The organism is Actinocatenispora comari (assembly GCF_017312725.1).
Lineage (GTDB): Bacteria > Actinomycetota > Actinomycetes > Mycobacteriales > Micromonosporaceae > Actinocatenispora > Actinocatenispora comari.
In genome coordinates this window covers 89,885-111,322 of record NZ_BOPO01000101.1, presented here as the reverse complement: position 1 = coordinate 111,322, position 21,438 = coordinate 89,885, and the positions used below count along the sequence as shown (strand labels likewise).

General features: G+C 71.5%; 18 protein-coding genes. 8 read left to right on the top strand and 10 right to left on the bottom strand.

The window, feature by feature from the left end; all coding sequences use genetic code 11:
- Nucleotides 1-120 precede the first annotated feature (120 nt).
- Both NUM_RS24915 and NUM_RS24910 read left to right on the top strand, forming a co-directional pair.
- Complete coding sequence (locus tag NUM_RS24915) at nt 121-1,854, top strand: ABC transporter substrate-binding protein (RefSeq protein ID WP_207127351.1); 1,734 nt, start codon at nt 121-123, stop codon at nt 1,852-1,854.
- A 334-nt stretch (nt 1,855-2,188) separates the two neighbouring features.
- Nucleotides 2,189-3,937 (top strand): ABC transporter substrate-binding protein, encoded by a 1,749-nt coding sequence (locus tag NUM_RS24910; protein ID WP_207127350.1) that lies wholly within the window; start codon nt 2,189-2,191, stop codon nt 3,935-3,937.
- 45 nt (nt 3,938-3,982) lie between these two features.
- Here NUM_RS24910 and NUM_RS24905 read toward each other — a convergent pair whose 3' ends face one another.
- From NUM_RS24905 to NUM_RS24865, 9 genes are all read right to left on the bottom strand, one after another.
- On the bottom strand, nt 3,983-4,366 hold the full coding sequence (locus NUM_RS24905) for a roadblock/LC7 domain-containing protein (protein ID WP_225918833.1): 384 nt from the start codon (nt 4,364-4,366) through the stop codon (nt 3,983-3,985).
- On the bottom strand, nt 4,363-6,210 hold the full coding sequence (locus tag NUM_RS24900) for a hypothetical protein (RefSeq protein WP_207127349.1): 1,848 nt from the start codon (nt 6,208-6,210) through the stop codon (nt 4,363-4,365). The genes NUM_RS24905 and NUM_RS24900 overlap by 4 nt, the downstream gene beginning before the upstream one ends.
- A gap of 90 nt (nt 6,211-6,300) precedes the next feature.
- The gene (locus NUM_RS24895; protein WP_207127348.1) at nt 6,301-7,491 is read right to left on the bottom strand and encodes a DNA primase; all 1,191 of its coding nucleotides are present in this window, start codon (nt 7,489-7,491) and stop codon (nt 6,301-6,303) included.
- A gap of 80 nt (nt 7,492-7,571) precedes the next feature.
- On the bottom strand, nt 7,572-8,345 hold the full coding sequence (locus NUM_RS24890) for a GNAT family N-acetyltransferase (protein WP_207127347.1): 774 nt from the start codon (nt 8,343-8,345) through the stop codon (nt 7,572-7,574).
- Between the two features lie 189 nt (nt 8,346-8,534).
- Nucleotides 8,535-9,359 carry a DUF4261 domain-containing protein gene (locus NUM_RS24885; RefSeq protein WP_207127346.1) on the bottom strand — a complete coding sequence of 275 codons (825 nt, stop codon included), beginning with the start codon at nt 9,357-9,359 and terminating at the stop codon, nt 8,535-8,537.
- 204 nt (nt 9,360-9,563) lie between these two features.
- A complete protein-coding gene (locus NUM_RS24880; RefSeq protein WP_207127345.1) occupies nt 9,564-10,451 on the bottom strand; it encodes an aldehyde dehydrogenase family protein in 888 nt (295 codons plus the stop codon).
- On the bottom strand, nt 10,441-11,874 hold the full coding sequence (locus tag NUM_RS24875) for an aldehyde dehydrogenase family protein (protein ID WP_207127344.1): 1,434 nt from the start codon (nt 11,872-11,874) through the stop codon (nt 10,441-10,443). The genes NUM_RS24880 and NUM_RS24875 overlap by 11 nt, the downstream gene beginning before the upstream one ends.
- A gap of 5 nt (nt 11,875-11,879) precedes the next feature.
- Nucleotides 11,880-12,797, bottom strand: coding sequence for a deoxyribose-phosphate aldolase (gene deoC, locus NUM_RS24870; RefSeq protein WP_440588077.1), 918 nt, complete (start codon nt 12,795-12,797; stop codon nt 11,880-11,882).
- A 177-nt stretch (nt 12,798-12,974) separates the two neighbouring features.
- Complete coding sequence (locus tag NUM_RS24865) at nt 12,975-13,493, bottom strand: COG4315 family predicted lipoprotein (RefSeq protein WP_207127343.1); 519 nt, start codon at nt 13,491-13,493, stop codon at nt 12,975-12,977.
- 88 nt (nt 13,494-13,581) lie between these two features.
- Here NUM_RS24865 and NUM_RS24860 point away from each other — a divergent pair, with 88 nt between their 5' ends.
- From NUM_RS24860 to NUM_RS24850, 3 genes are read left to right on the top strand one after another with little or no spacing between them, the layout of a single operon-like run.
- On the top strand, nt 13,582-14,196 hold the full coding sequence (locus NUM_RS24860) for a TetR/AcrR family transcriptional regulator (protein WP_207127342.1): 615 nt from the start codon (nt 13,582-13,584) through the stop codon (nt 14,194-14,196).
- Nucleotides 14,197-14,252: 56 nt separating this feature from the next.
- Nucleotides 14,253-14,789: a cupredoxin domain-containing protein gene (locus NUM_RS24855; RefSeq protein ID WP_207127341.1), complete on the top strand. Its 537-nt coding sequence runs from the start codon at nt 14,253-14,255 to the stop codon at nt 14,787-14,789.
- Nucleotides 14,789-16,327, top strand: a complete 1,539-nt coding sequence (locus tag NUM_RS24850; RefSeq protein WP_207127340.1) for a multicopper oxidase family protein — start codon at nt 14,789-14,791, stop codon at nt 16,325-16,327. Before NUM_RS24855 ends, NUM_RS24850 begins: the two co-directional genes overlap by 1 nt.
- On the opposite strand, the gene NUM_RS24845 is transcribed toward NUM_RS24850, so the two are convergent.
- Nucleotides 16,315-17,592, bottom strand: a complete 1,278-nt coding sequence (locus tag NUM_RS24845) for an MFS transporter (RefSeq protein WP_207127339.1) — start codon at nt 17,590-17,592, stop codon at nt 16,315-16,317. The genes NUM_RS24850 and NUM_RS24845 overlap by 13 nt on opposite strands.
- A 408-nt stretch (nt 17,593-18,000) precedes the next feature.
- Between NUM_RS24845 and NUM_RS24840 the strand changes: the two genes are divergently transcribed.
- From NUM_RS24840 to NUM_RS24830, 3 genes are read left to right on the top strand one after another with little or no spacing between them, the layout of a single operon-like run.
- Nucleotides 18,001-19,809 (top strand): NAD(P)/FAD-dependent oxidoreductase, encoded by a 1,809-nt coding sequence (locus NUM_RS24840; RefSeq protein WP_207127338.1) that lies wholly within the window; start codon nt 18,001-18,003, stop codon nt 19,807-19,809.
- Nucleotides 19,810-19,837: 28 nt separating this feature from the next.
- A complete protein-coding gene (fabI, locus tag NUM_RS24835; RefSeq protein WP_207127337.1) occupies nt 19,838-20,602 on the top strand; it encodes an enoyl-ACP reductase FabI in 765 nt (254 codons plus the stop codon).
- Nucleotides 20,595-21,404 (top strand): hypothetical protein, encoded by an 810-nt coding sequence (locus NUM_RS24830; protein WP_207127336.1) that lies wholly within the window; start codon nt 20,595-20,597, stop codon nt 21,402-21,404. The genes fabI and NUM_RS24830 overlap by 8 nt, the downstream gene beginning before the upstream one ends.
- The last annotated feature ends 34 nt before the right edge of the window (nt 21,405-21,438 follow it).

The following is a 21,438-nucleotide window of genomic DNA, read 5'->3' as shown; positions in this document are numbered from 1 at the left end:
CGGTTCTGCTCCCGTGCCATCGGGAGTGCGCCGGGGAGGCACAGCGCCGCCGGCGCGAGCGTGCTTCAGCCGAGCGGCCGACGAGGTTGCGGAGGTTATGTGATGCGACCAAGGATGGCTGTGGCCGCCGTTGGCGCCATGGTCGTGGTCGCTGCTCTTGGCGCCTGCTCGAAGAACACGGGCGGTGGCGGCAACGGCGGCAACGAGAACGACGTCACGAAGAACACCGGCGGTATTTCGAACAACCCGAAGGACTCGCAGGGCCCCGCGCCGGCGGTCGCCGGCGCGAAGCAGGGCGGCGACCTGCAGATCCTGCAGACCAGCGACTTCGAGCACCTGGACGGCCAGCGCACCTACGTGGTGCAGGCGATGTCCGCGGAGCAGCTGTTCTCGCGCACCCTGACGATGTTCAAGCAGGGCAAGAACGGCAAGCTGACGCTGGTCGGCGACCTGGCCACCGGGCCGGGCAAGGACCTCGACGGCAGCAAGTGCATGAACTGGGAGTACACCCTCAAGGACGGCCTCAAGTACGAGGACGGCTCCGCGATCACCGCCAAGGACGTGGCGTACGGGATCTCGCGGTCCTTCTCGTCGCAGATCGCCGAGGGCCCGCACTACCTGGCGCAGTGGCTGTCGAACAGCGTCGACTACAACAAGACCTACAAGGGCCCCTACAACGGCGGTGCCGACATCGCCCCGGGCCTGGAGGTCAAGGGCGACAAGACGCTGATCTTCCACTTCAAGGCACCGCACTGCGACCTGCCGTTCGCGCTGCAGCTGCCGACCTCGACCCCGGTGCCGAAGGCGCAGGACAAGGGCGCGAAGTACGACCTGCACCCGTTCTCGTCCGGCCCGTACAAGATCAAGACGTACAACCGGGGCAGCAAGCTGGTCCTGGAGCGCAACAAGTACTGGGACGCGAAGACCGACCCGATCCGGCACGCGTACCCGAACACGATCACCTACACGTTCGGTCCGACGGACACCACCGAGACCAACCGGATGATCGCGGACGCGGGCCCGGACCAGTACGCGGTGGCGCAGGAGAACGTGCCGCAGGCGCTGGTGCCCAAGGTGACCGGGAACGCGAGCCTGAAGAACCGGACGATCAGTGGCCAGGGCCCGTTCGTCTACTACATGGCGATCAACACGCAGACCGTCAAGGACCAGAAGGTCCGCGAGGCGATGGCGTACGCGTTGGACCGCAAGGCGATCATCCAGACGGTCGGTGGTGACGCGCTGGCCACGCCGGCGACCACGTTGCTGTCGCCGACGGTGATCGGCTGGAAGAACTACAACACGTTCGACGGTGGTGCCAGCGGCAACGCGGCGAAGGCCAAGGAGCTGCTCGCGGGCAAGAAGCCGAAGCTGATCTTCGGCTACCGCAACAACCCGTGGGGCCAGCGTCTCGCGCCGGCGGTGCAGCAGGCGATGGAGAAGGCGGGCTTCCAGATCGTGCTGAAGCCGGTCGACCCGGAGAACTACTTCACCGAGCTGGGCCGCAAGGACAACCCGTTCGACTTCTACATCACCGACTGGGCGGCCGACTGGCCGACCGGTGCGGCGGTGCTGCCGGTGCTGACCGACGGCCGGAGCATCCAGCCGAACGGCAACAACGACGTGTCGTACTACAACGACGACGCCTACAACAAGAAGCTGGACGCGGCGAGCAAGCTGCCGTCCGACCAGTCCGCGGACGACTGGGCGAAGCTGGACCAGGAGTGGTCCAAGTTCGCCGCGACCGTCCCGGTGTACTTCAACAAGAGCCTGTCGCTGACCGGCTCGAAGGTCGGCGGTGTCGAGCTGTCGACCGACCTGGGTACCAACGTCTACACGAGCGTCTACCTCAAGTAGCCGTACCCGTCTCCCGGCGGCGGCCGGTGTCCCTCGCGGACACCGGCCGCCGCTGTTTTCGTACCCACCGGCGGGTTTCCGGCCGGTACCGGGTTCTGCCGGTGTTTTTCGGGCTTCCTTAAGATGATGAAGAATTCCTTCTATCAAGTTGAGATGCGGTCGTTGTTCGGCCGTGACGTCCGCCGCCGGATTCGCCGCTAATTTCTCTGGTCATGGCGGGCAGTGTGGCCTGCGCCATAAGGACCGGTACACCCCCGTACCGGTCCCGGATCCCGGGGCGTGGCGCTCCTGCCCGCACCGGCTCGTACGAATGCTCGGCGAGCGGGAGGAACGAATGCGACAACGGATGGCGGTGGCCGTGCTCGGCGCGGTCGCGCTGACGGCGAGCCTCGCGGCGTGCAGCAAGAACACCGGCACGGACACCTCGACCCAGACCAAGCACAAGCAGCAGAGCAGCACCATCGCGATGGACCCGAAGGACTCGCTGGGCCCGGCGAAGGCGGTGCCCGGTGCGGTGCGTGGCGGCACCTTCCACTACCTGGAGGAGTCCGACTTCGAGCACCTCGACCCGCAGCGCAACTACGTGGTCGACGCGATGTCGATGGACCAGCTGTACATCCGGACGCTGACGATGTTCAAGGAGACCGGGGACGGCACGCTGACCCTGGTCGGCGACCTCGCCACCACCCCGGGCAAGGACGTCAAGGGCGACTGCACGCAGTGGCGCTTCACCCTCAAGGACGGCCTCAAGTACGAGGACGGCAGCCCCATCACCGCCGCCGACGTGGCGTACGGAGTGGCCCGCTCGTTCTCCCCGACGCTCGGCGAGGGCCCCACCTACATCCAGCGTTGGCTGGCCGACAGCGACGAGTACAACGCCAAGTACAAGGGCCCGTACGACGGGGGCGCGAAGATGCCGCCCGGCGTGACGGTCGACGGCGCCAAGACCATCACGTTCACCTTCCCCAAGCCGCAGTGCGACCTGCCGTTCGCCGCCTCGCTGGGTACCACCGCGCCGGTGCCGCCGAGCAAGGACACCGGCACCAAGTACGACCGGCGGCCGTTCGCGTCCGGCCCGTACAAGATCGACAAGTACATCCGCGGCACCTCGCTGACGCTGGTGCGCAACAAGTACTGGGATCCGAAGACCGACGCGGTCCGGCACGACTACTTCGACAAGCTGGTCGCCGAGTTCGGGCCGAGCAACGTGCAGCAGACCAACCGGGTACTGGCGAGCAACGGCGACGACGCCTACGCGACCCAGTACGAGAACGTGCCGGCGTCGCTGCTGCCGAAGGTGACCGGCGATCCGGCGGTGAAGAAGCGGATGGTGCAGGGGCTGTCCCCGTTCGTCAGCTACCTCGCCATCAACACCCAGCGGGTCACCGACCTCAACGTGCGCAAGGCACTCAACTACGCCCTGGACCGCGGCGCGTACCTGCAGGCCCGCGGCGGCAACCTGACCGGCCAGCCGGCCACCGCGATCGAGTCGCCGCTGACCATCGGCTACCAGAAGTACGACGCCTACCCGGCCGGGACGCACGGTGACCCGGCGAAGGCGAAGCAGTTGCTCGGCGGCAAGCACCCGAAGCTGGTGTACGCCTACTCCAACGTGTCGGCCAACCAGGCGACCGCCGTGGTCATCAAGAACTCGCTGGAGAAGGCCGGTTTCCAGATCGTGCTGAAGCCGGTCGACAGCTCGAACTACTACGACAACATCGGCACCAAGACCAACCCGTACGACCTGTACATCAACACCTGGGCGGCGGACTGGCCGAGCGGCTCGTCGATCGTCGCCCCGCTGTTCAACGGCAACACGATCCGCGCCAAGGGCAACAAGGACTACTCGTACCTGAACGCGCCGGACGTCAACGCGCAGATCGAGAAGCTCTCCGCCGAGCACGCCGAGCAGGCGGCGCCGGGCTGGGCCAAGCTGGACAAGATGATCATGACGAAGTACGCACCGGTGGTACCGATCATCAACACGTCGAACGTGACGCTGTCCGGCACCAAGTGCAAGAACGTGGTGCTCAGCCAGACGCTCGGCACGCCGATCTTCTACAACGTCTACCTGACCACCTGACCCGGTTCGTACCGGGAGGCCAGCGCCGGCCTCCCGGTACGGCCGTCAGGTCAGCAACGGGGCGACGTGGTCGATGAACTCGGCCACCTCGAAGCCGAGCTGCTCCCGGTCGCAGTCGGACACGGCGAGCACGGTCAGGCTCAGCTCGGCGCTGACCGGCGTCGCCATCAGCACGCCGGCCGCCATCTCCACGACCGCCTGCCGCGGCGCGCCGGCGTCCATGCACCGGCCCGCGCCGTCGGCGATGGACAGCAGGCCGGCGCCGACGCTCGCCAGCTGCTCGGCGCGCTGCTTGGGCAGGCCGTTCGAGACGGCGATCGGTACCCCCTCGACGGACGCCAGGACCGCATGGCTCGCACCCGCGACCCGGCCGACCAGGTCGACGAGCACGGGACCCAGGGCGCTGGCGGACAGATCCAGCTCCGTCACGAGCGCGCCGAGGAGAACGACCCGGACGACACGGCCTGCTCCGGCTGCTCGTGGCCGGCGCTGCGCCGACCCCGCTGCCAGCCACGGAAGTACCCGGCGGTCTGCGCCGCGAGCTGCGAGGCGTCCCGGGCGATCGGTGCCGGTGTCGCCTCGTCCAGCGGCGACCCGGGCACCAGGTTCGCCTGCGGGACCCGGCGCGGCAGGCCACTCTCGGTGTTCTGGCCGACCGCCGGACGGCTCGCCGCCTCCGCGGCCCGCCAACCCTCGTCGGACAGGTTCTCCCAGGTCATCTCGGCCTGCTCGCCGGCGAACCAGGCCGACCGGGCGGCCGCGAAGATCAGCAGCTCGGAGTCACCGTCGCTCTCCTCGACCGGCGGCGGCCCGGCGGACGCGTTCCGGGTGCTCGGTTCGGCACCGCGGGACCGGCGCCGGCTGCGCGAGGCGGTCTCGGTGCGCCGGGAGCGACCGTGGCTGCGGTCCGACAGGGCGGTCACCGACGCGCCACCGGCCGGCGCCAACGGATCGTCCGCAGTCAGCGGGTCGTCGGTCGGCGCGAGCGGGTCGGCCGCGGGACCGCTCTGCTGCACCGGGTGCAGCGTCGGCGGGGTCGGTTCGCCCTCGTCGAGCAGCACCGTCGGCTGGAAGTCGGTGGAGAAGTCGAGCCGCGGCGGCTCGGGCTCGCCGGGCAGCGTGGGCCGCTCGGCGGTCTGCTCGTTCGCCGTCGCGGCCGGGGTCGGCTCGGCCACCGGCTCGGCCGGCACCAGCTCCTCCCGCTCGGCGGCGCGCCGCTTGCCGCGCAGTTGCAGGGTGGTGTCCTCGCCGGCCGGCGCCATCACCGGCCGGATCGGCCGGGACGGAAGCTTCGGCCCGCGGCCGCGGGACGTCAGCGGTGCGGCGCTGACCGGACGGGCCGGCGGCGGCGTCCAGGACGGCTCCGGCACACCGGGCCGGAACGGGTCGATCGGCATGGTCGTCGCGGTGGCCCACTCCGCGGTGAGCTCGGTGTCCGGTTGCGGGCGCGCCGGCGGGGTGGCGGCGTCCGGCTCGGCGCCCTCGGCGGGCAGCCGCTCGGCCACCTCCCGGATCAGCGCGCCGGCCGCGGTGTCGCAGGCCAGCACGGCGGCGACGGCCTGGCGCACGGTGGCGCCGACGGCCGCGACCGGCGGCTGCGGTACCGGGGTGTCGGTCACCGCCTGCCGCAGCGCGTCGAGCGCCTCGGCGGCGTCCGCGTAGCCGGCGGTGGCGAGCCGGGCGACGACGCTCTCGTCCCGGTCCCGGCCCACCTGGGCCGGGTCGGGGAGCGCGTCCAGCAGCGCCAGCGGGGTGTCCGAACCGGGGTCGGGGAACGCGCGCAGTGCGGCCGGGTACAGCTCGCGCAGCACCTGGCGCAGCGCCGCGACGGCCGAACTGCGGGCCGCCGTCAGCGCGCCGTGCGCGGACAGCGCCGGCCGCAGCGGGGCGAACTCCGGCGCGGGTGACTGGCTGGCGGCGTGCAGGGCGCCCGCGTACAGCCCGCGGGCCATGGCGACGGCGCGGCGCGCGTCGTCGGCGGCGTCCGGCGGCTCGGCCGCGGCCAGACTCTCCACAGTGGACGAATCGACGTAACAGGCGGTGCGACCGGCGGCCACCATGAGTCGCGGTACGACCCGATCGGGGGCGTCGCAGGCGATCGGGACGCAACGCGGGTCGGCGGTGTCGGCCCGCTCGGCGAGCAGCGTCAGCGCCTCCGCGTAGCCCGCCGCGGTGTCCGGGACCTGCTGCAGGGCGGCCACCCGGCCACCGTCGTCGACCACCGCGGCGGTGAGTCGATCCCCAGCCGATGCCAGGCCGCAGTACACACGCACGTCAACACCTCCGACGCCGGACGGATGCCTGACTCGCCGGCCGACGAGCCGGGCACCCGATTACCGTCTCCGATGCTCCCTGGTCAGGGGTCAATCGCGCCAGTCCACAGCGGCACTGATCTTTCCGATGATCGTCCGCCACGCGAGCGCTGCCTGTTGTGCCCCGATTTTCCTCATCCGCCGGCGAGCGCGGAACGCGCCGAGGCCGCCGTTCATCCGCCCCCGCATCGCGTCGTCCAGATCGTCGAGCGGCGATCCCGGCGACAGCGAGGTCTGCACGGACTGCAGATCGAGCGCGTACGCAAGGTCACGAGCGAGTTCGCCGGCCGAGACGACGAGCGCCGGCTCCCAGGTGTCGTGCCCGCCACGCAGGTTCTTCACCAGCAGGTCGAGCTCGTAGTGGTCGTCGTCGTCCGGCGCGATGTGCGAGACGTCGAGCCGCTCCGCGAGCGCCTCGGCCTGCTCGATGCCGCGCAGCGAGTGCGGCTCGTCCGAGCGGACGAACTCGACCAGCGCCGCCGGCGTGTGGAACAGCAGCAGCTTGCCGCGCTGGCTGAGGAACACCGGTACCTCGTCCGGCCCGGCCGGCTCCTCGTCCTCTTCGTCGTCCTCGTCCTCGTCGGACTCGGCTTCGTCGTCGGACTCCGCGTCCTCGTCGGTGTCGTCCTCGGTCTCGGCCGCCTCGTCCTCGGCCGCCTTGTCCTCGGCTGCCTTGCCCGTGGACGACTGGCCGGCGGACGCCTCGTCCTCGTCTTCGGTCGACTCGTCCTCGGCGTCGTCCGTCGCCGCGGCGGCGGACTTCCCGGCCTTGCGGCGCTTGCGCCGGCCGCGCTTGCCCGCGGGCTCGTCGTCCTCGTCCTCGGACGCCGACGTGGCTTTCGCCGTGACACTCTTGCCGGTACCGGACCCCTCCTCGGCGGCGACCGTGGCCGCGCCGTCGGCCGGCTCCTCGTCCCCCTCCGGCGCCTGGCCCTCGGGTGGCTCCGGCTCGGCGCCCGGTACCGCCGTGACCTCGTCCGGGCTGCGGTACGCGCGCAGCGTGTAGCCGACGCCGGACGGCAGCGCGATCTCGATCGGGTCGACGGCGAGCTCGGACCAGAACTCCGCGACCGCCGCGGTCCGCTCCGGCTCGTCGACCTGGTGGTCGTCCTCGGTGTCCGGGGTGTCGTCGGTGTCCGGGGTGTCGTCGGCGTCCGACTCGACGGTCGACTCGTCCGACTCGGCCTCGTCCGACGTGCTCGTCGGCTGGTCCGACTCGTGTTCGGCGCGGTGGCGAGCCACGGCGTCCTCCGTTTCATGCCGGGAACCGGTCCCGGACTCCAGCATCTAGGTCATTGTGTCCCGGCGCCGCAGCTGCGCGTTCAGCTCCCGCCCGCGGCCCGGTGAAACTGCTGTGCCTCGCCCAGCGGCTCGAACCCTAGCCGCCGGTACAGCGGGACCGGCCCGTCGTCGGCCTCGACCCGCAGGAACGTCAGGTCGCACCCGGCGGTACGCGCCTGCGTCACCCCCGCCGCCACCAGCGCGGAACCGTAGCAGTGCCCCCGGTACGCCGGCAGCGTCAGCAGGTCCTCGACCTGCGCGACCCGGTCGTCGGGGGACAGGTACAGCTCGCACCAGGCGCGCGGTGCGCCGTCGTCACCGAGCACCGCGAGCCGGCGGGTCAGCTCCGCCGGCCGGCGCAGCCGCTGCCGGGCGAGCTGCCGGTACGTCCCGTCCGCCAGCCCCGGCGCCTCCGCTCGCCAGGCCCGTTCGGCCGGGTCGAGCAGCGCGGCCGGCTCGACCACCGACACCGGCACGCCGTCGGGCAGTAGCCCGCCCCGGTACGCCATGAGCAGCTCGCGGTCCGCCCGGTAGCCGGCGGCCGTCAGCCCGGCGACCAGCTCGGTGCCGGTCGGGCCGTCCACGGTGAGCTGCCGGTACGCGAGCCCGGCGGCGCCGAACACGGCGTCGGCCGCCGCGGCCAGCTCACCGGCGGTGACCGGACCGGTACCGATGATCCGGTTCAGGTCGTGCACCTGGCCGAACTCGTCGTCGAACACGGCGAAGCCACCCGGCACGTCGACCGTTCGTACCGCCTGGCGGCGGGCGAAGGCGTGCCCGAACGCGACGGCACGGGCGAACTCGGTGGCGCTCACGGCTGCCGAGCTTAGTCTGCGGCGCACGTCGCCGGTCGCCTGCGGGTACCAGATCGGCGGCCGGCCGCGCCCGACCGTCGCGACGTTCGGTACCGATCGGTAGCCGGCACTCTCCGGGCCCGCGGCCGAGGTCGGCGCCCGGCGCCTGCCCGGGCTTCCCGCCGCCCGCCGGAACCGGCGCCGGCCCGGTCAGGGGCGGTAGCCGGGGCCCGGGTCGAGGTCGATCACCATCCGGTGCGGCGGCACCATCGCCGGTTGCCGGCTCGGTACGAACTGCTGGTCGGTGGTCAGCCCCGGCACCGGACTGCCCGGCCGCAGCACGTCGCCGTGCTTGCACAGGTACTCGGCCAGCTCGAACAGCAGGTCGGACAGCCGGTTCGGGTCCAGCCGCCGGGACTGGCACTGCACGTCGGGCAGGCCCAGCGAGTACAGGCCGAGGGTGTCGGTGAGGGTGACCTCCGGGTCCGACATCGACCGGAACAGCCGGATGTTGACCACCCCGGTCAGCGGGTGCGTGACGAGCGCGCCGGGGGGCAGCGCCTGCTGGCTGGCCGGCCACCAGGTGGCGAGCGGCCGGGCCAGCGCTATCGCGGTGTCCACCGTGGCCCGCAGCGCCTGTACCCGCTCGGCGCTGTCGCGGCCGCGGCCCAACGGTTGGCTGATCGTGATCTGGTACCGGCAGCGCACCAGCGTGGCGTCCGCGTCCGGCCAGGCCCAGCACTGGCTCAGGTCGCGTTCGGCCGGCGGTTCGGTACCGAACGCGACCGTGTGCAGCAGGTGGTCGTGCCGGTGCCGGTCGGCATCGGTGAACGGGTGGTGTTCGGGCGGCAGGCCCAGGATGTCGGCCGGATCCGGCCGGTAGGGGTTGGCCGGGTCGGCCCGCTCATGTCGGAGCAGCAGGTTCGTCGGCCCGGCCCACACCAGCATCGTGCCGGGCAACGCGGATCTGATCCGGACGGTCAGCGCGCGCGGGTCGATGTCGGGCGGGTCGGGGTAGCACAGGTCGACTGCCATGCATGGTGCAGGCTCCGGGGGGTGGGCCACCTGCGCCATCTTGGCACGAGATCTTGTGTGTGCGTACCCGTCGGCCAGCGATCGACGTGAATGTTTTTCTGCCGGACGACGGGCAGCCCCTCACGGCGGCGCCGCGAGGGGCTGGCACGGCTCGTTCAGAGGTCCCAACGGAAAGCGGCGCCGGGCCCGTCCGACCGGGACCGCTCAGGCGCCCTTGGGGTGCCAGACCGTCTTGGTCTCCAGGAACGTGGTGAGCCGGTCGGTATCCGGCTCGGCCTTCCAGTCGGCGCCGGTCAGCGGGGGCCGGAGCACCCGCTTGAGCGTGTCGGCGGCGGTGCGTTCCAGCTCGACGGCCAGGTCGGCGTCGTCCACGCCGGTCAGGTCGAGGGCGTTCACGTCGGCGTGCCCGGCGAGCCACGGCGCGGTCTCGGCGACCCGGCCGGTGAGCAGGTTGACCACGCCACCGGGCAGGTCGGAGGTGGCCAGCACCTCGGCCAGGGTGATCGCGGGTAACGGCTGGGTCTCGCTGGCGAGCAGCACCACGGTGTTGCCGGTGACGATGACCGGCGCGAGCACCGAGACCAGGCCGAGCAGCGGCTCGGTCGGGGCGACCACCCCGACGACGCCGGTCGGCTCCGGCGCGGAGAGGTTGAAGTACGGCCCGGCGACCGGGTTGGCGTTCCCGCGCACCTGGGCGATTTTGTCCGCCCAGCCCGCGTACCAGACCCAGCGGTCGATCGCCGCGTCCACGTCGGCGCGGGCGGCGGACCGGGTGCCGCCCCGCGCGGTACGCACCTCGTCGGCGAACTGGTCGCGCCGGCCCTCCAGCATCTCCGCGATGCGGTAGAGGATCTGCCCCCGGTTGTACGCGGTGGCGCCGGACCAGCCGCCGAACGCCTTGCGGGCGGCGACGACCGCGTCCCGGACGTCCTTGCGGGAGGCGAGCGCCGCGTTCGCCACGAACTCGCCGTCCGCGCCCTGCACCGGGTACGACCTCCCCGACTCGCTGCGCGGGAACTTCCCGCCCACGAAGAGTTTGTACGTCTTGCGCACCGCCAGCCGCGCCGGCGCCGCCTTCTGCTCAGTGGGCAAGGTAGGCCTCCAAGCCGTGCCGGCCGCCCTCACGGCCGTAACCGGACTCCTGGTACCCGCCGAACGGGCTGGTCGGGTCGAACTTGTTGAACGTGTTGGCCCAGACGACCCCGGCCCGCAGCTTGTCGGCGAGCCACAGGATGCGGGAGCCCTTCTCGGTCCAGATCCCGGCGGACAGCCCGTAGGGCGTGTTGTTCGCCTTGACCACGGCCTCGTCCGGGGTGCGGAACGTCAGCACCGACAGCACCGGCCCGAAGATCTCCTCCCGGGCGATCCGGTGTGCCTGGGTGACCTCGGTGAACACGGTGGGGGAGAACCAGAAGCCGCGGTCCGGCAGCGGGCACGGCGCGCTCCAGCGCTGGCCGCCCTCCTGCTCGCCGATCTCGGTCAGCGTCCGGATCTTCGCCAGCTGCTCGGCCGAGTTGATCGCGCCGACGTCGGTGTTCTTGTCCAGCGGGTCGCCGACCCGCAGCGTGGTCATCCGCCGCTTCAACCGGGCCAGCAGTTCCTCCGACACCGACTCCTCGACCAGCAGCCGGGAACCGGCGCAGCAGACGTGGCCCTGGTTGAAGAAGATGCCGTTGACGATGCCCTCGACCGCCTGGTCGAGCGCCGCGTCGGCGAACACGATGTTCGCCGCCTTGCCGCCCAGCTCCAGGGTGACCCGCTTGCGGGTCCCGGCGACCGAGCGGGCGATCTGCCGTCCCACCTCGGTGGATCCGGTGAACGCGACCTTGTCCACGTCGCCGTGCTCGACCAGCGCGCGGCCGGTGTCGCCGGCACCGGTCAGGATGTTGACGACGCCGGCCGGCAGGTCGGCCAGCTGGCAGATCTCGGCGAACAGCAGCGCGGTCAGCGGCGTCGTCTCGGCCGGCTTGAGTACGACGGTGTTGCCGGCGGCGAGCGCCGGGGCGATCTTCCACGCCAGCATCAGCAGCGGGAAGTTCCACGGGATGACCTGGCCGGCCACCCCGAGCGGCTGCGGGTTCGCGCCGAACCCGGCATGGCCGAGCTTGTCGGCCCAGCCGGCGTAGTAGAAGAAGTGCGCGGCGACCAGCGGGATGTCGACGTCCCGCGACTCGCGGATCGGCTTGCCGTTGTCGATCGACTCCAGCACCGCCAGCTCGCGGGCCCGCTCCTGGATGATCCGGGCGATCCGGTAGAGGTACTTGGCCCGCTCGGCGCCGGGCATCGGCCCCCAGACCCGCTGATACGCCTTGCGGGCGGCGGCCACCGCGCGATCGACGTCGGCGGCGCCGGCGACGCCCACCTCGGCGAGCACCTCCTCGGTCGCCGGGTCGACCGTCTTCATCGACTCGCCGTCGGCCGGTGCGACGAACTCGCCGTTCACGAACAGCCCGTACGCCGGGCGAATGTCCACAATGGACCGGGACTCGGGTGCCGGTGCGTATTCGAAGGCCATCGCGATCAGTCCAGGGTGAAGTAGTCGGGGCCGGCGTACCGGCCGGTGGCGAGCTTGCTGCGCTGCATCAGCAGGTCGTTGAGCAGCGACGAGGCGCCGAACCGGAACCAGGCCGGGTCGAGCCAGTCGTCGCCGGCGGTCTCGTTCACCAACACCAGGTAGCGGATCGCGTCCTTCGCCGAGCGGATCCCGCCGGCCGGCTTGACGCCGATCTGGCGGCCGGTCAGCTCGCGGAAGTCGCGCACCGCCTCCAGCATGATCAGCGTGACCGGCAGCGTCGCCGCCGGCGACACCTTGCCGGTGGAGGTCTTGATGAAATCGCCGCCGGCCAGCATCGCGAGCCAGGACGCGCGCCGCACGTTGTCGTAGGTACCGAGCTCGCCGGTCTCCAGGATCACCTTCAGATGCGCCGCCCCGCAGGCCTCCTTGACCGCGACGATCTGCCGGAACACCTCGTCGTACCGGCCGGAGAGGAACGCGCCGCGGTCGATCACCATGTCGACCTCGTCGGCGCCGGCCGCCACCGCGGCGGCCACGTCGTCGAGCTTCACCGACAGCGGCACCTGCCCGGACGGGAACGCGGTCGCCACGCTCGCCACCCGGACCGACGAGCCGCGGACGGTCTCGACCGCGGTGGGCACCAGGGCCGGGTAGACGCACACGGCGGCGGCCGGCGGGCAGCCGCGGTCGGCCGGGTCGGGCCGCATCGCCTTCGCGCACAGCGCCCGGACCTTGCCCGGGGTGTCCGCGCCCTCCAGCGTGGTCAGGTCGACCATCCGGATGGCGAGGTCGAGGGCCCACTGCTTCGCGGTGGTCTTGATCGACCGGGTGGCGAGCGTCGCCGCCCGCTGGTCGGCACCGACCTTGTCCACCCCCGGCAGGCCGTGCAGGAAAGTACGCAGCGACGCCGCGGTCGCGGTCACCTCGGCCGCGAACTCCGCGGCACCGGCCCCGGCCGGAAGCGTCGTCATCGACGCCGAACTGGTCATGCGGCCGAGTCTAACGACGCCGGTACCGGCGTGCGCCCGGCGGAATCGACCGGGGCCGATGGCCCGGGTACCCGGGGATCCGCGTGGGGCCCGCGGTGGCGGCCGTCGCCGTCAGCTGTGCTTGCCGCCGGTGGTCACGACGTCGCCGGCCGGGTTCAGCACGTACCAGGCGCCGCCGTCGGTGACCTCACCCTGTCCGGTCGCTTTGTACGGTTTGTCGTCTCCGATGAACACGTAGAGCGGCCACCCGTGGTAGGTCGCGACGTGCTTGCCGTTCGGCGCCGTACGGGTGCCGAGCAGGTCGGCGCGCACCCCCGCGCCGGCCTTCAGCGTGGCGCTGGTCGGCACCACGATCGGCGGCCAGTTCTCCGCGCAGTTGCCGGTGCAGGTGACCTCGGACTGGTGGTCCGGCGGGAACATGTAGAGCGGGTAGCCCTTGTTCGTGACGAGGATGTCGCCCAGCTTGGGCACCACGTGGTGCTCGATGGTGATCGCCCCGTCGGCCGCGCTGAACCGCTCGCGCTCGACGAAGTGCTGGTAGGCCCAGACGAACAGGCCGGCGACGCCGACGAGCACGACGACGACCGCGGCCGCGACGATCAGCAGGACCCGGGTTCGGCGTTTGGCCATGGCGTGGCCTCCCCGTCTTCGTGCACGTTGGTATTAGCACCGCGATATTAACATAGACGTATTAATACGAGCGTGCTAGATTGGCCCGGTGCCCAAGGAAGTCGATCACGAGGAGCGTCGGCGGGAGCTGGCCGACGCGGTCTGCCGGGTCATCGCGCGCGACGGGCTGGCCGGCGTCTCGCTCCGCGTCGTCGCGGACGAGGCCGGCTGGTCGATCGGTTCGATGCGCTACTACTTCACGACCAAGGACGAGCTGCTCGAGTTCGCGCTGCGCCGGGTCGACGACCGCATCGAGCAGCGGCTCGACGCCTCGTGCGTGCAGCCGACGCTGCTCGGCCGGGCACACGCGGTGATCGACGAGCTGCTGCCGCTGGACGTGCAGCGCCGCGAGGAGGCGCTGGTCTGGTTGGCGTTCGTCTCCCGGGCGACGACCGACGCCAAGCTGGCGCCGATGGCCGCCGACGTGTGGAGCCGGCTCAACGAGGTGTTCGTCGGCCTGCTGCGCGCGGCGGTCGAGGCCGGCGAGCTACCCGCCGACCTGGACCTGGTGCGGGAGGGCGGCCGGCTGCAGGCGCTGATCGACGGGCTCGTGGTGCACCTGGTCTCCGCGCCCGAACGGCTCGGGACCGAGCAGGCGCGCGAGCTCGCGCACGGACATCTGGACCAGCTGCGGGCGGCGTCGGAGGAGCGGGAACCAGCCTGATCCGCGGGCCGGCACCCGGAACCGACGTCCCCGGCGAGGAAACGGAGAGCTTTGGCATGGCGCGCAACGCACACCGACCGACCGGTGCTCGATCCACCATCCCGGCACCGGGCCTTCGCCGGGTGACCGTGGTCGCGGTCGCCGGCCTCGCCCTGCTGGGTGGCGTCGCGGGCTGCAACGCCAAGACGTCCGGCTCGGCGGCTCCGCACGGTTCGACCGCCCACCACGGCGCGTCCAGCAGCGCGGCCCCGACGCCGTCGGCGGCGCACTCGTCGGCCCGCGCCGACGGCGGCGGCGCCGGCGGGCAGACCCAGGTCGTCCAGCTGAACGCGACCCAGCAGATGCGGTTCCAGCCGTCGAAGGTCGAGGTGCATCCGGGCCGGGTCACGGTGCGGGTGCACAACACCGGGTCGATGCCGCACGAGTGGCAGGTCAAGGGCATCAAGGGCGCCGAGATCGCCATCGTGGCGGGCGGCGAGACCCAGTCGGTGACCTTCTCCGTCCCGCGTACCGGCAGCTTCCGGATGGAGTGCTCCTGGCACGCCCAGCACGGGATGTACGGCACGTTCGTCGTGCGGGGCGGGAACAGCTAGTGTCCGGGCCCGAGGCGCCCGAGCCGGTCGACGACGCGGACCGGCCGACCGGCCCGGTCCGGCGGGCCGTGCTGGTGGGTGGCCTCGGCGCGGTGGGTGCCGCGTTGACCGGTACCTGGTGGTGCCTGACCGGCCGGCAGCAGTTCGCGCCGGACGCACCGAAACCCGCCGGTACGGTCGGCCCGGACGACGCCGTGGTGGAGCGCACCGAGGCGCACCGGCACTGGTCCGGGCGGACCAGCGCGATCACCCTGACCGCGCAGCCCGGCACCCTCGACCTCGCCGGGCGGCAGGCCCGCACCTGGCTCTACGGCGACGGTCCGATGTCCGCCGCGGTACGGATCGGGGCCGGAGACCGGCTGCGCGCCCGGCTGGTGAACCGGCTCGACGCGGCCACCACGGTGCACTGGCACGGCCTGCGCATCCGCAACGACATGGACGGCGTGCCCGGCCTCACGATGCCCGCGGTGCCCGCGGGTGGCACGTTCGACTACCGGTTCGTGGTGCCCGATCCGGGCACCTACTGGCTGCACTCGCACGTCGGGGTGCAACGCGACCGCGGGCTGTACGCGCCGCTGATCGTCACCGATCCGCACGAGCCCGGCGACCACGACCACGACGAGACGATCGTGTTCGACGACTGGACCGACGGCGTCGGCCCGACCCCGGACGCGATCCTCGCCGAGCTGCGCTCCGGCCGCACCGGCGGCCCGGTGCGGCCGGTCATGGCACCGTCGTCGCCGTGGGGGCCGATGCTGTCCGAACTGACCTACCCGCTGCACCTGGCCAACGCCCGGCCGCCGGAGGATCCGTACGTGATCCGGGCGAAACCGGGGCAGCGGTTGCGGTTGCGGCTGATCAACGCCTCGGCGGCGACCCCGTACCGGGTCGCGTGCTCCGGGCACCGGATGACCGTGACGCACGCCGACGGCTGGCCGGTACGACCGACCACTGTGGACACGTTGCTGATCGGCATGGCGGAGCGGTACGACGTGGTCGTCACCGTCGGCGACGGCGCGTTCGGTCTGGTGGCCGCGGCCGAGGGGGGCAAGGGCGTCGCCCGGGCGCTGGTCCGGACCGGCGCCGGGGCGACCCCGCCGCCGGACGAGCGGCCGGCCGAGTTGACGCGCCGGCTGCTGCGCTACGCCGACCTGCATCCCGCGGCCGGCAGCACGTTGCCGGCACGCCCGGTCGACCGGACGATCCGGTTGCTGTTGAGCCAGGGTACGTCCCGCCGACCGACCTGGTTGATCAACGACCAGGCCGGCCCGAAGGGCAAGCCGGTGACCGTACGGCAGGGCGAGCGGGTGCGCATCGACCTGGTCAACGCGAGTGCGATGGCCCACCCGATCCACCTGCACGGCCACACCTTCGCGCTGGCCGACACCGGGTTGCGCAAGGACACCGTGGTGGTGTTGCCGGGCAAGACGACGTCGATCCGGCTGCAGGCCGACAATCCCGGCCGGTGGATGCTGCACTGCCACAACGCGTACCACATGGAGCTCGGGATGATGACCGAGCTCGACTACCTGACCTGACCGCCGCGGATCGCGTGCCGCGGCACCCAGGCGGCCCGCCGGTGCGTTCCCCGGTACTGCACGGGTGTCGCGGCGCGGGCCATCACCTTGCGGAACGGCAACGACATCAGCACGGCCAGCGCGGCGGCGGCGCCGGCGATCAGGAACGACGTGTGCGCGCCGTGCAGGTCGGTGACCGTACCGGCGACGCTGACGCCGATGCCGAGCCCGAGGCCCACGGTGGTCTGCACCCAGGAGTACCCCTCGGTGATCTTCTCCGCCGGGACGAGCTCCTGGATCAGCTCGTGCGCGCCGATCAGCGCGGGCGCCAGGGCGATGCCGGCCACGACGACGCCGGCGGTCAGCAGCCCGATGTTCGGCGCGAGCATCACCGGGACCATGCCGACCAGTACGCAGGCGATCGCCAGCACGAAGCGGTTCGCCGCGTTCCCCTTCCAGGTACGCGATCCGTACACCAGACCGGCGATCAGGCTGCCGACGGAGAACGCGGCGACGATCGGCCCGGACAGGCCGGTGTGGCCGTGTTCCTTGGTGTAGGCGACGATCGTGGCCTCGACCGCGCCGAGGATGGTGCCGAGCGCCACGCACACCGCGGCGACCACCCGGATGCCACCGATGCGCAGCACCGAACCGGAGTCGACCGCCGGCCGCGGGTGCGGCTCGCCGCCGCCCTTGCGGGTGGCGAACAGGACGCCGCCGACCAGCGTGCAGGCCATCGCCCCGACGAAGCCGGCGGCGCCGGTGATCGAGGTGGCCAGCAGCGTGGCGAGCAGCGGGCCGAGGATGTAGACGAGCTCGTCGATCGCCGACTCCAGTGACAGCGCGACGCTGAGCGAGGGCGCGCCAGGCGGCGCCTGCGGGCCGCTGAGGATGTCGGTCCAGCGCGACCGGACCAGCGCGCCGATCGACGGGAAGGTGGTACCGGCGACGAAGCCGAAGATCAGCAGCAGCAGATCGGGGCCGTGCAGCAGGCAGCACAGCAGGATCGCGGTCAGCGCCGCGGTGTGCGCGAGCACCACCGGCAGCAGTACCCGGCGCTGGCCCCACCGGTCGACCAGCCGGCCGCGCTGGGCCGCGGTCAGCGACTGCGCGAGCAGCAGCGAACCGCTGAGCATGCCGGCCAGGGTGTAGGAACCGACGGTCGAGGTGACGAGCAGGATTCCGCTGATGCCGAGCATCGACATCGGCAGCCGGCCGACGAGCCCGGTGATGACGAAACCCTTGGTGTACGGGATCGACAGCAGCTTGCCGTAGTCGTTGCTCAACGCGTTCTCCCGACCGTCGCCCGCCCATCGCGGTGTGCCGTACCGGTTCCGAACGTCGCCCGCGGCCGGTGTCGACCGGCCCGGGTGGGCCTGCGGGTGGAGGTTCGCCTGTGGTGAGCGCGATGCGGCGATGCGGTGGCGCGAACGGGGTTGGTGGGTGCGTCGCCTCCGATGCGGACCCTACTGCCGATTTCCGTACCGAGATTGATTGCGGACAAACACTTCGGTGATGTTCTCGGTTGGCGGCTGCGGGATTGCTGGCACGCTGTGTGCACGCGGACGCCGCCGAGACGATGCGACGGCGGTGTCCGGCCGACATCCGCTCGCTGACAGCCGACGTCCGAGTACGGCACATCCGGCGGGCCGTTCCCCGCCATCAGGTGGGCGAGACATGAATCGGGGCCACGAATGAGCCGTGAGATCGGTACCCACTACGACGTCATCATCATGGGTGGCGGGCCGGGCGGATCCACCCTGGCCACCCAGCTGGCCAGGACCACCGACCTGAGCGTCGCGATCTTCGACAAGGTCAAGTTCCCGCGCGAGCACATCGGCGAGTCGCTCGCCCACCCGTCGACCTCCGCGATGCAGCAGATCGGCGTGCTGGACAAGGTGATGGAGGCCGACTTCACCGTCAAGAAGTACGGCGGCATCTTCTACTGGGACGGCACCGAGCCGACCGCCGGGTTCTTCGACCACGCGCACTGGGCGGAGGACGGGCAGTCGCGGTTCGCCTTCCACGTCAACCGGGAGGACCTCGACAACCTGCTCCTGCGGCACGCCGAGGAGCAGGGCGTGCACGTCTTCGAGGAGACCTCGGTGCAGGGCTACACCCCGCTGCCCGGCGGTTGCGAGGTGCGGCTGGCCGGTGGCCGCACGGTGCACGGGACGTTCTTCGTCGACGCGTCCGGCCGCCGCAACAGCATCACCTCGCCGCAGAAGCGCCAGCACCTGTCCGCGTACCGCAACATCGCGGTGTGGCAGCACTACACCGGTTGCCGGCACGGCTACTCGATCGACCGCGACTGGAACATCTTCCACGACGGCTCCAAGTCGCCGATCGTGTGCTCCGCGTTCGAGGACGGCTGGGGCTGGTTCATTCCGGTACCGAAGAAGATCGACGGCCGCTGGGTGGTGACGCACTCGATCGGCATCGTGACGGTGCCCGAGGTGCTGCGCGAGGACGGCAAGGACTTCACCGACCCGGACGTGTTCCGCAAGACGATCGACCGGATCCCGCTGATCCGCGACCTCGCCACCGACGGCACGCCGATCCGGCGGAAGATGAGCACCGCGACGAACTACTCGATGATCAACGACGAGTTCGTCGACTTCGACGACAAGTGGCTGCTGGTCGGCGACGCCGCGTACTTCGTCGACCCGCTGTTCTCCTCCGGTGTCGCGTTCGCGATGCACCACGCGCTGTCCGCCGCGACCCTGATCCGCACCGCGGTCGACCCGAACATCCCCGAGCAGTACAAGCGGGACGTGTGGACCGACTACGACCGCGAGTGGCACGCCATCGCCGAGACCTACTCGCTGTCGATCGACCAGTGGTACCACGCGATCGGCGAGAACCACCCGCAGAGCGTGTACTGGAAGTCCCGCGGCAACACCGTCGATCTCGGCGTGCGCGAGGAGACGTTCGAGATCCTGCTGAGCACCGCGATGGACGCGGAACTGTTGCGCACCATGACCAAGCACAGCTACGCGGCCGAGGACCTCGACCCGGACGGCCCGTACGTGCGGGCGCTCGGCCTCGCCGACCCGGGCGAGCCGGGCGACGACGACGTGGTACGGATCGCCGAGGGCGCGACGATGCGGGAGAGCCTGGGCCTGGATCTGCCCGGCTTCAAGGGAAACCTGCCGCCGGTGTCGTTCGGCGTACCGGCCGAGTACCGGGACGCGGTCGCCCGCTACTGGAGCGACCCGATCGCGCACGGCGATGCGCTGCCGTCGCCGATGGCCAATCCCGAGGTGTGCCACCGGTTCTCGGTGCCGGGTGCGGACCGCGAGGTGCGCAGCTTCCCGGACCAGGACGGCGGTGTGGTGGTGTGGAAGGCGCTGTCGTCCGGCCCGCGTACCTACCGCGAGCTGCGCGGCGAGCTCAACGAGATCCAGCTGAACTTCATCAAGTTGCTGATGCGCGCCGGGGTCGTCGAGGTGGCGGCCGCCGGTGCCTCGACCGGGCCGGTACCGGTGCCGAGCGGCGACTGAGCCCGCGAACGGGAGGAAGGTACTGCGGATGGGCATCCTGGACGGGAAGAAGATCCTCGTCACCGGGGTACTGACGACGGCGTCGATCGCGTTCGAGGTGGCTCGGCTGGCCCAGGAACAGGGCGCGACGGTGGTGCTGACCGGGTACGGCCGGCTGAGCCTGGTGAACCGGATCGCGAAGCGGCTGCCGGCGCCCGCGCCGGTGATCGAGCTCGACGTGACGAACGAGGAGCACCTGGACAGCCTGGCCGACCGGGTGCGGGAGCATGTCGACGAGCTCGACGGGGTACTGCACTCGATCGCGTTCGCGCCGGAGACGGCGCTGGGCGGCGAGTTCCTGCGGACCCGCTGGGCCGACGTGGCGACCGCGATGCACGTGTCGGCGTACTCGTTGAAGGCGTTGGCGATGGCGACCGCACCGCTGATGCGCACCGGCGGATCGCTGGTCGGGATGGACTTCGACGCGCGCTACGCCTGGTCGTCGTACGACTGGATGGGCGTGGCGAAGGCGGGGCTGGAGTCCTGTAACCGCTACCTCGCCAGGTATCTGGGGCCGAAGGGCGTGCGGTGCAACCTGGTCGCCGCCGGCCCGCTGCACACCATGGCGGCGTCGAACGTGCCGGGCTTCGGCGAGTTCGAGGGTGCCTGGGCCGAGCGGGCGCCGATGGGCTGGAAGTCCGACGCGATCGAACCGGTCGCGCGGACCTGCATCGCGCTGCTGTCCGACTGGATGCCGGTGACCAACGGCGAGATCGTGCACGCCGACGGCGGCTACCACGCGGTGGGTGACTGAGATGACCGTGCTGGAGAACGCGACCGCGACGCAGGCGGTCCCGGTACGCCGCTCGGTGTACCGGGTGGGCGCGGTGGCGACGCTGCTCGGCGTCGTCGCCGGCCTGGTGGTGACGGTCGTGCTGGAACTCGGCGTGCAGGACCCGTTCGGGGACGTGCCGACCCTGACGTACCTGAAGGGGATCCTCGCGGCCCGCAACGTCTGGCTCGTGGTGCACCTGGTGTTCGCGTTCGTGGTGCTGCTGAAGCTGGTGGGCCTGCTGAGCCTCGGCGACATCCTGGAGCAGGGGCCGGCCCGGCCCCTGGCCCGGGCGGCCGGCGGGCTCGCCATCTGTGGCGCCGCGATGTTCCTGATCACCATGGTGCACGACGGCTACCTGCACGAGTACCTGGCGACCAGCTGGGAGCAGGCGAACGCCGCCACCCGGCCGGAGTGGGTACCGATCTTCGCCGAAGGCGTGCGGGACACGTTGGGCACCGAACTCGGTTCGCTGGCCGCGATGACCGGCCTCGCCCCGATCGGGTACGGCCTGGCGATCCTGCTCGGGTCGCGGTTGCCGCGATGGGTCGGTTGGCTCGGCGTCGTCGGCGGCCTCGGTGCCGTGTTCACCACCGGGTACCTGTGGATGACCGGCAACACCGATCTCGGCTACGCCGTGCTGTACCCGGTGTTCGCCACCCTGCTCCCGCTGATCTGGTACGTGGCGATCGCCGTACTGCTGTGGCGGCGCGGCGGTGCGGCCGGCGGCCAGCCGGTGAACCCGCCGCGGCACGCGCCGCCCGCCAACCGGGCCGCCTACTGACCACACCCGGCAGACGCCTCGAGAGGAAGCGGTA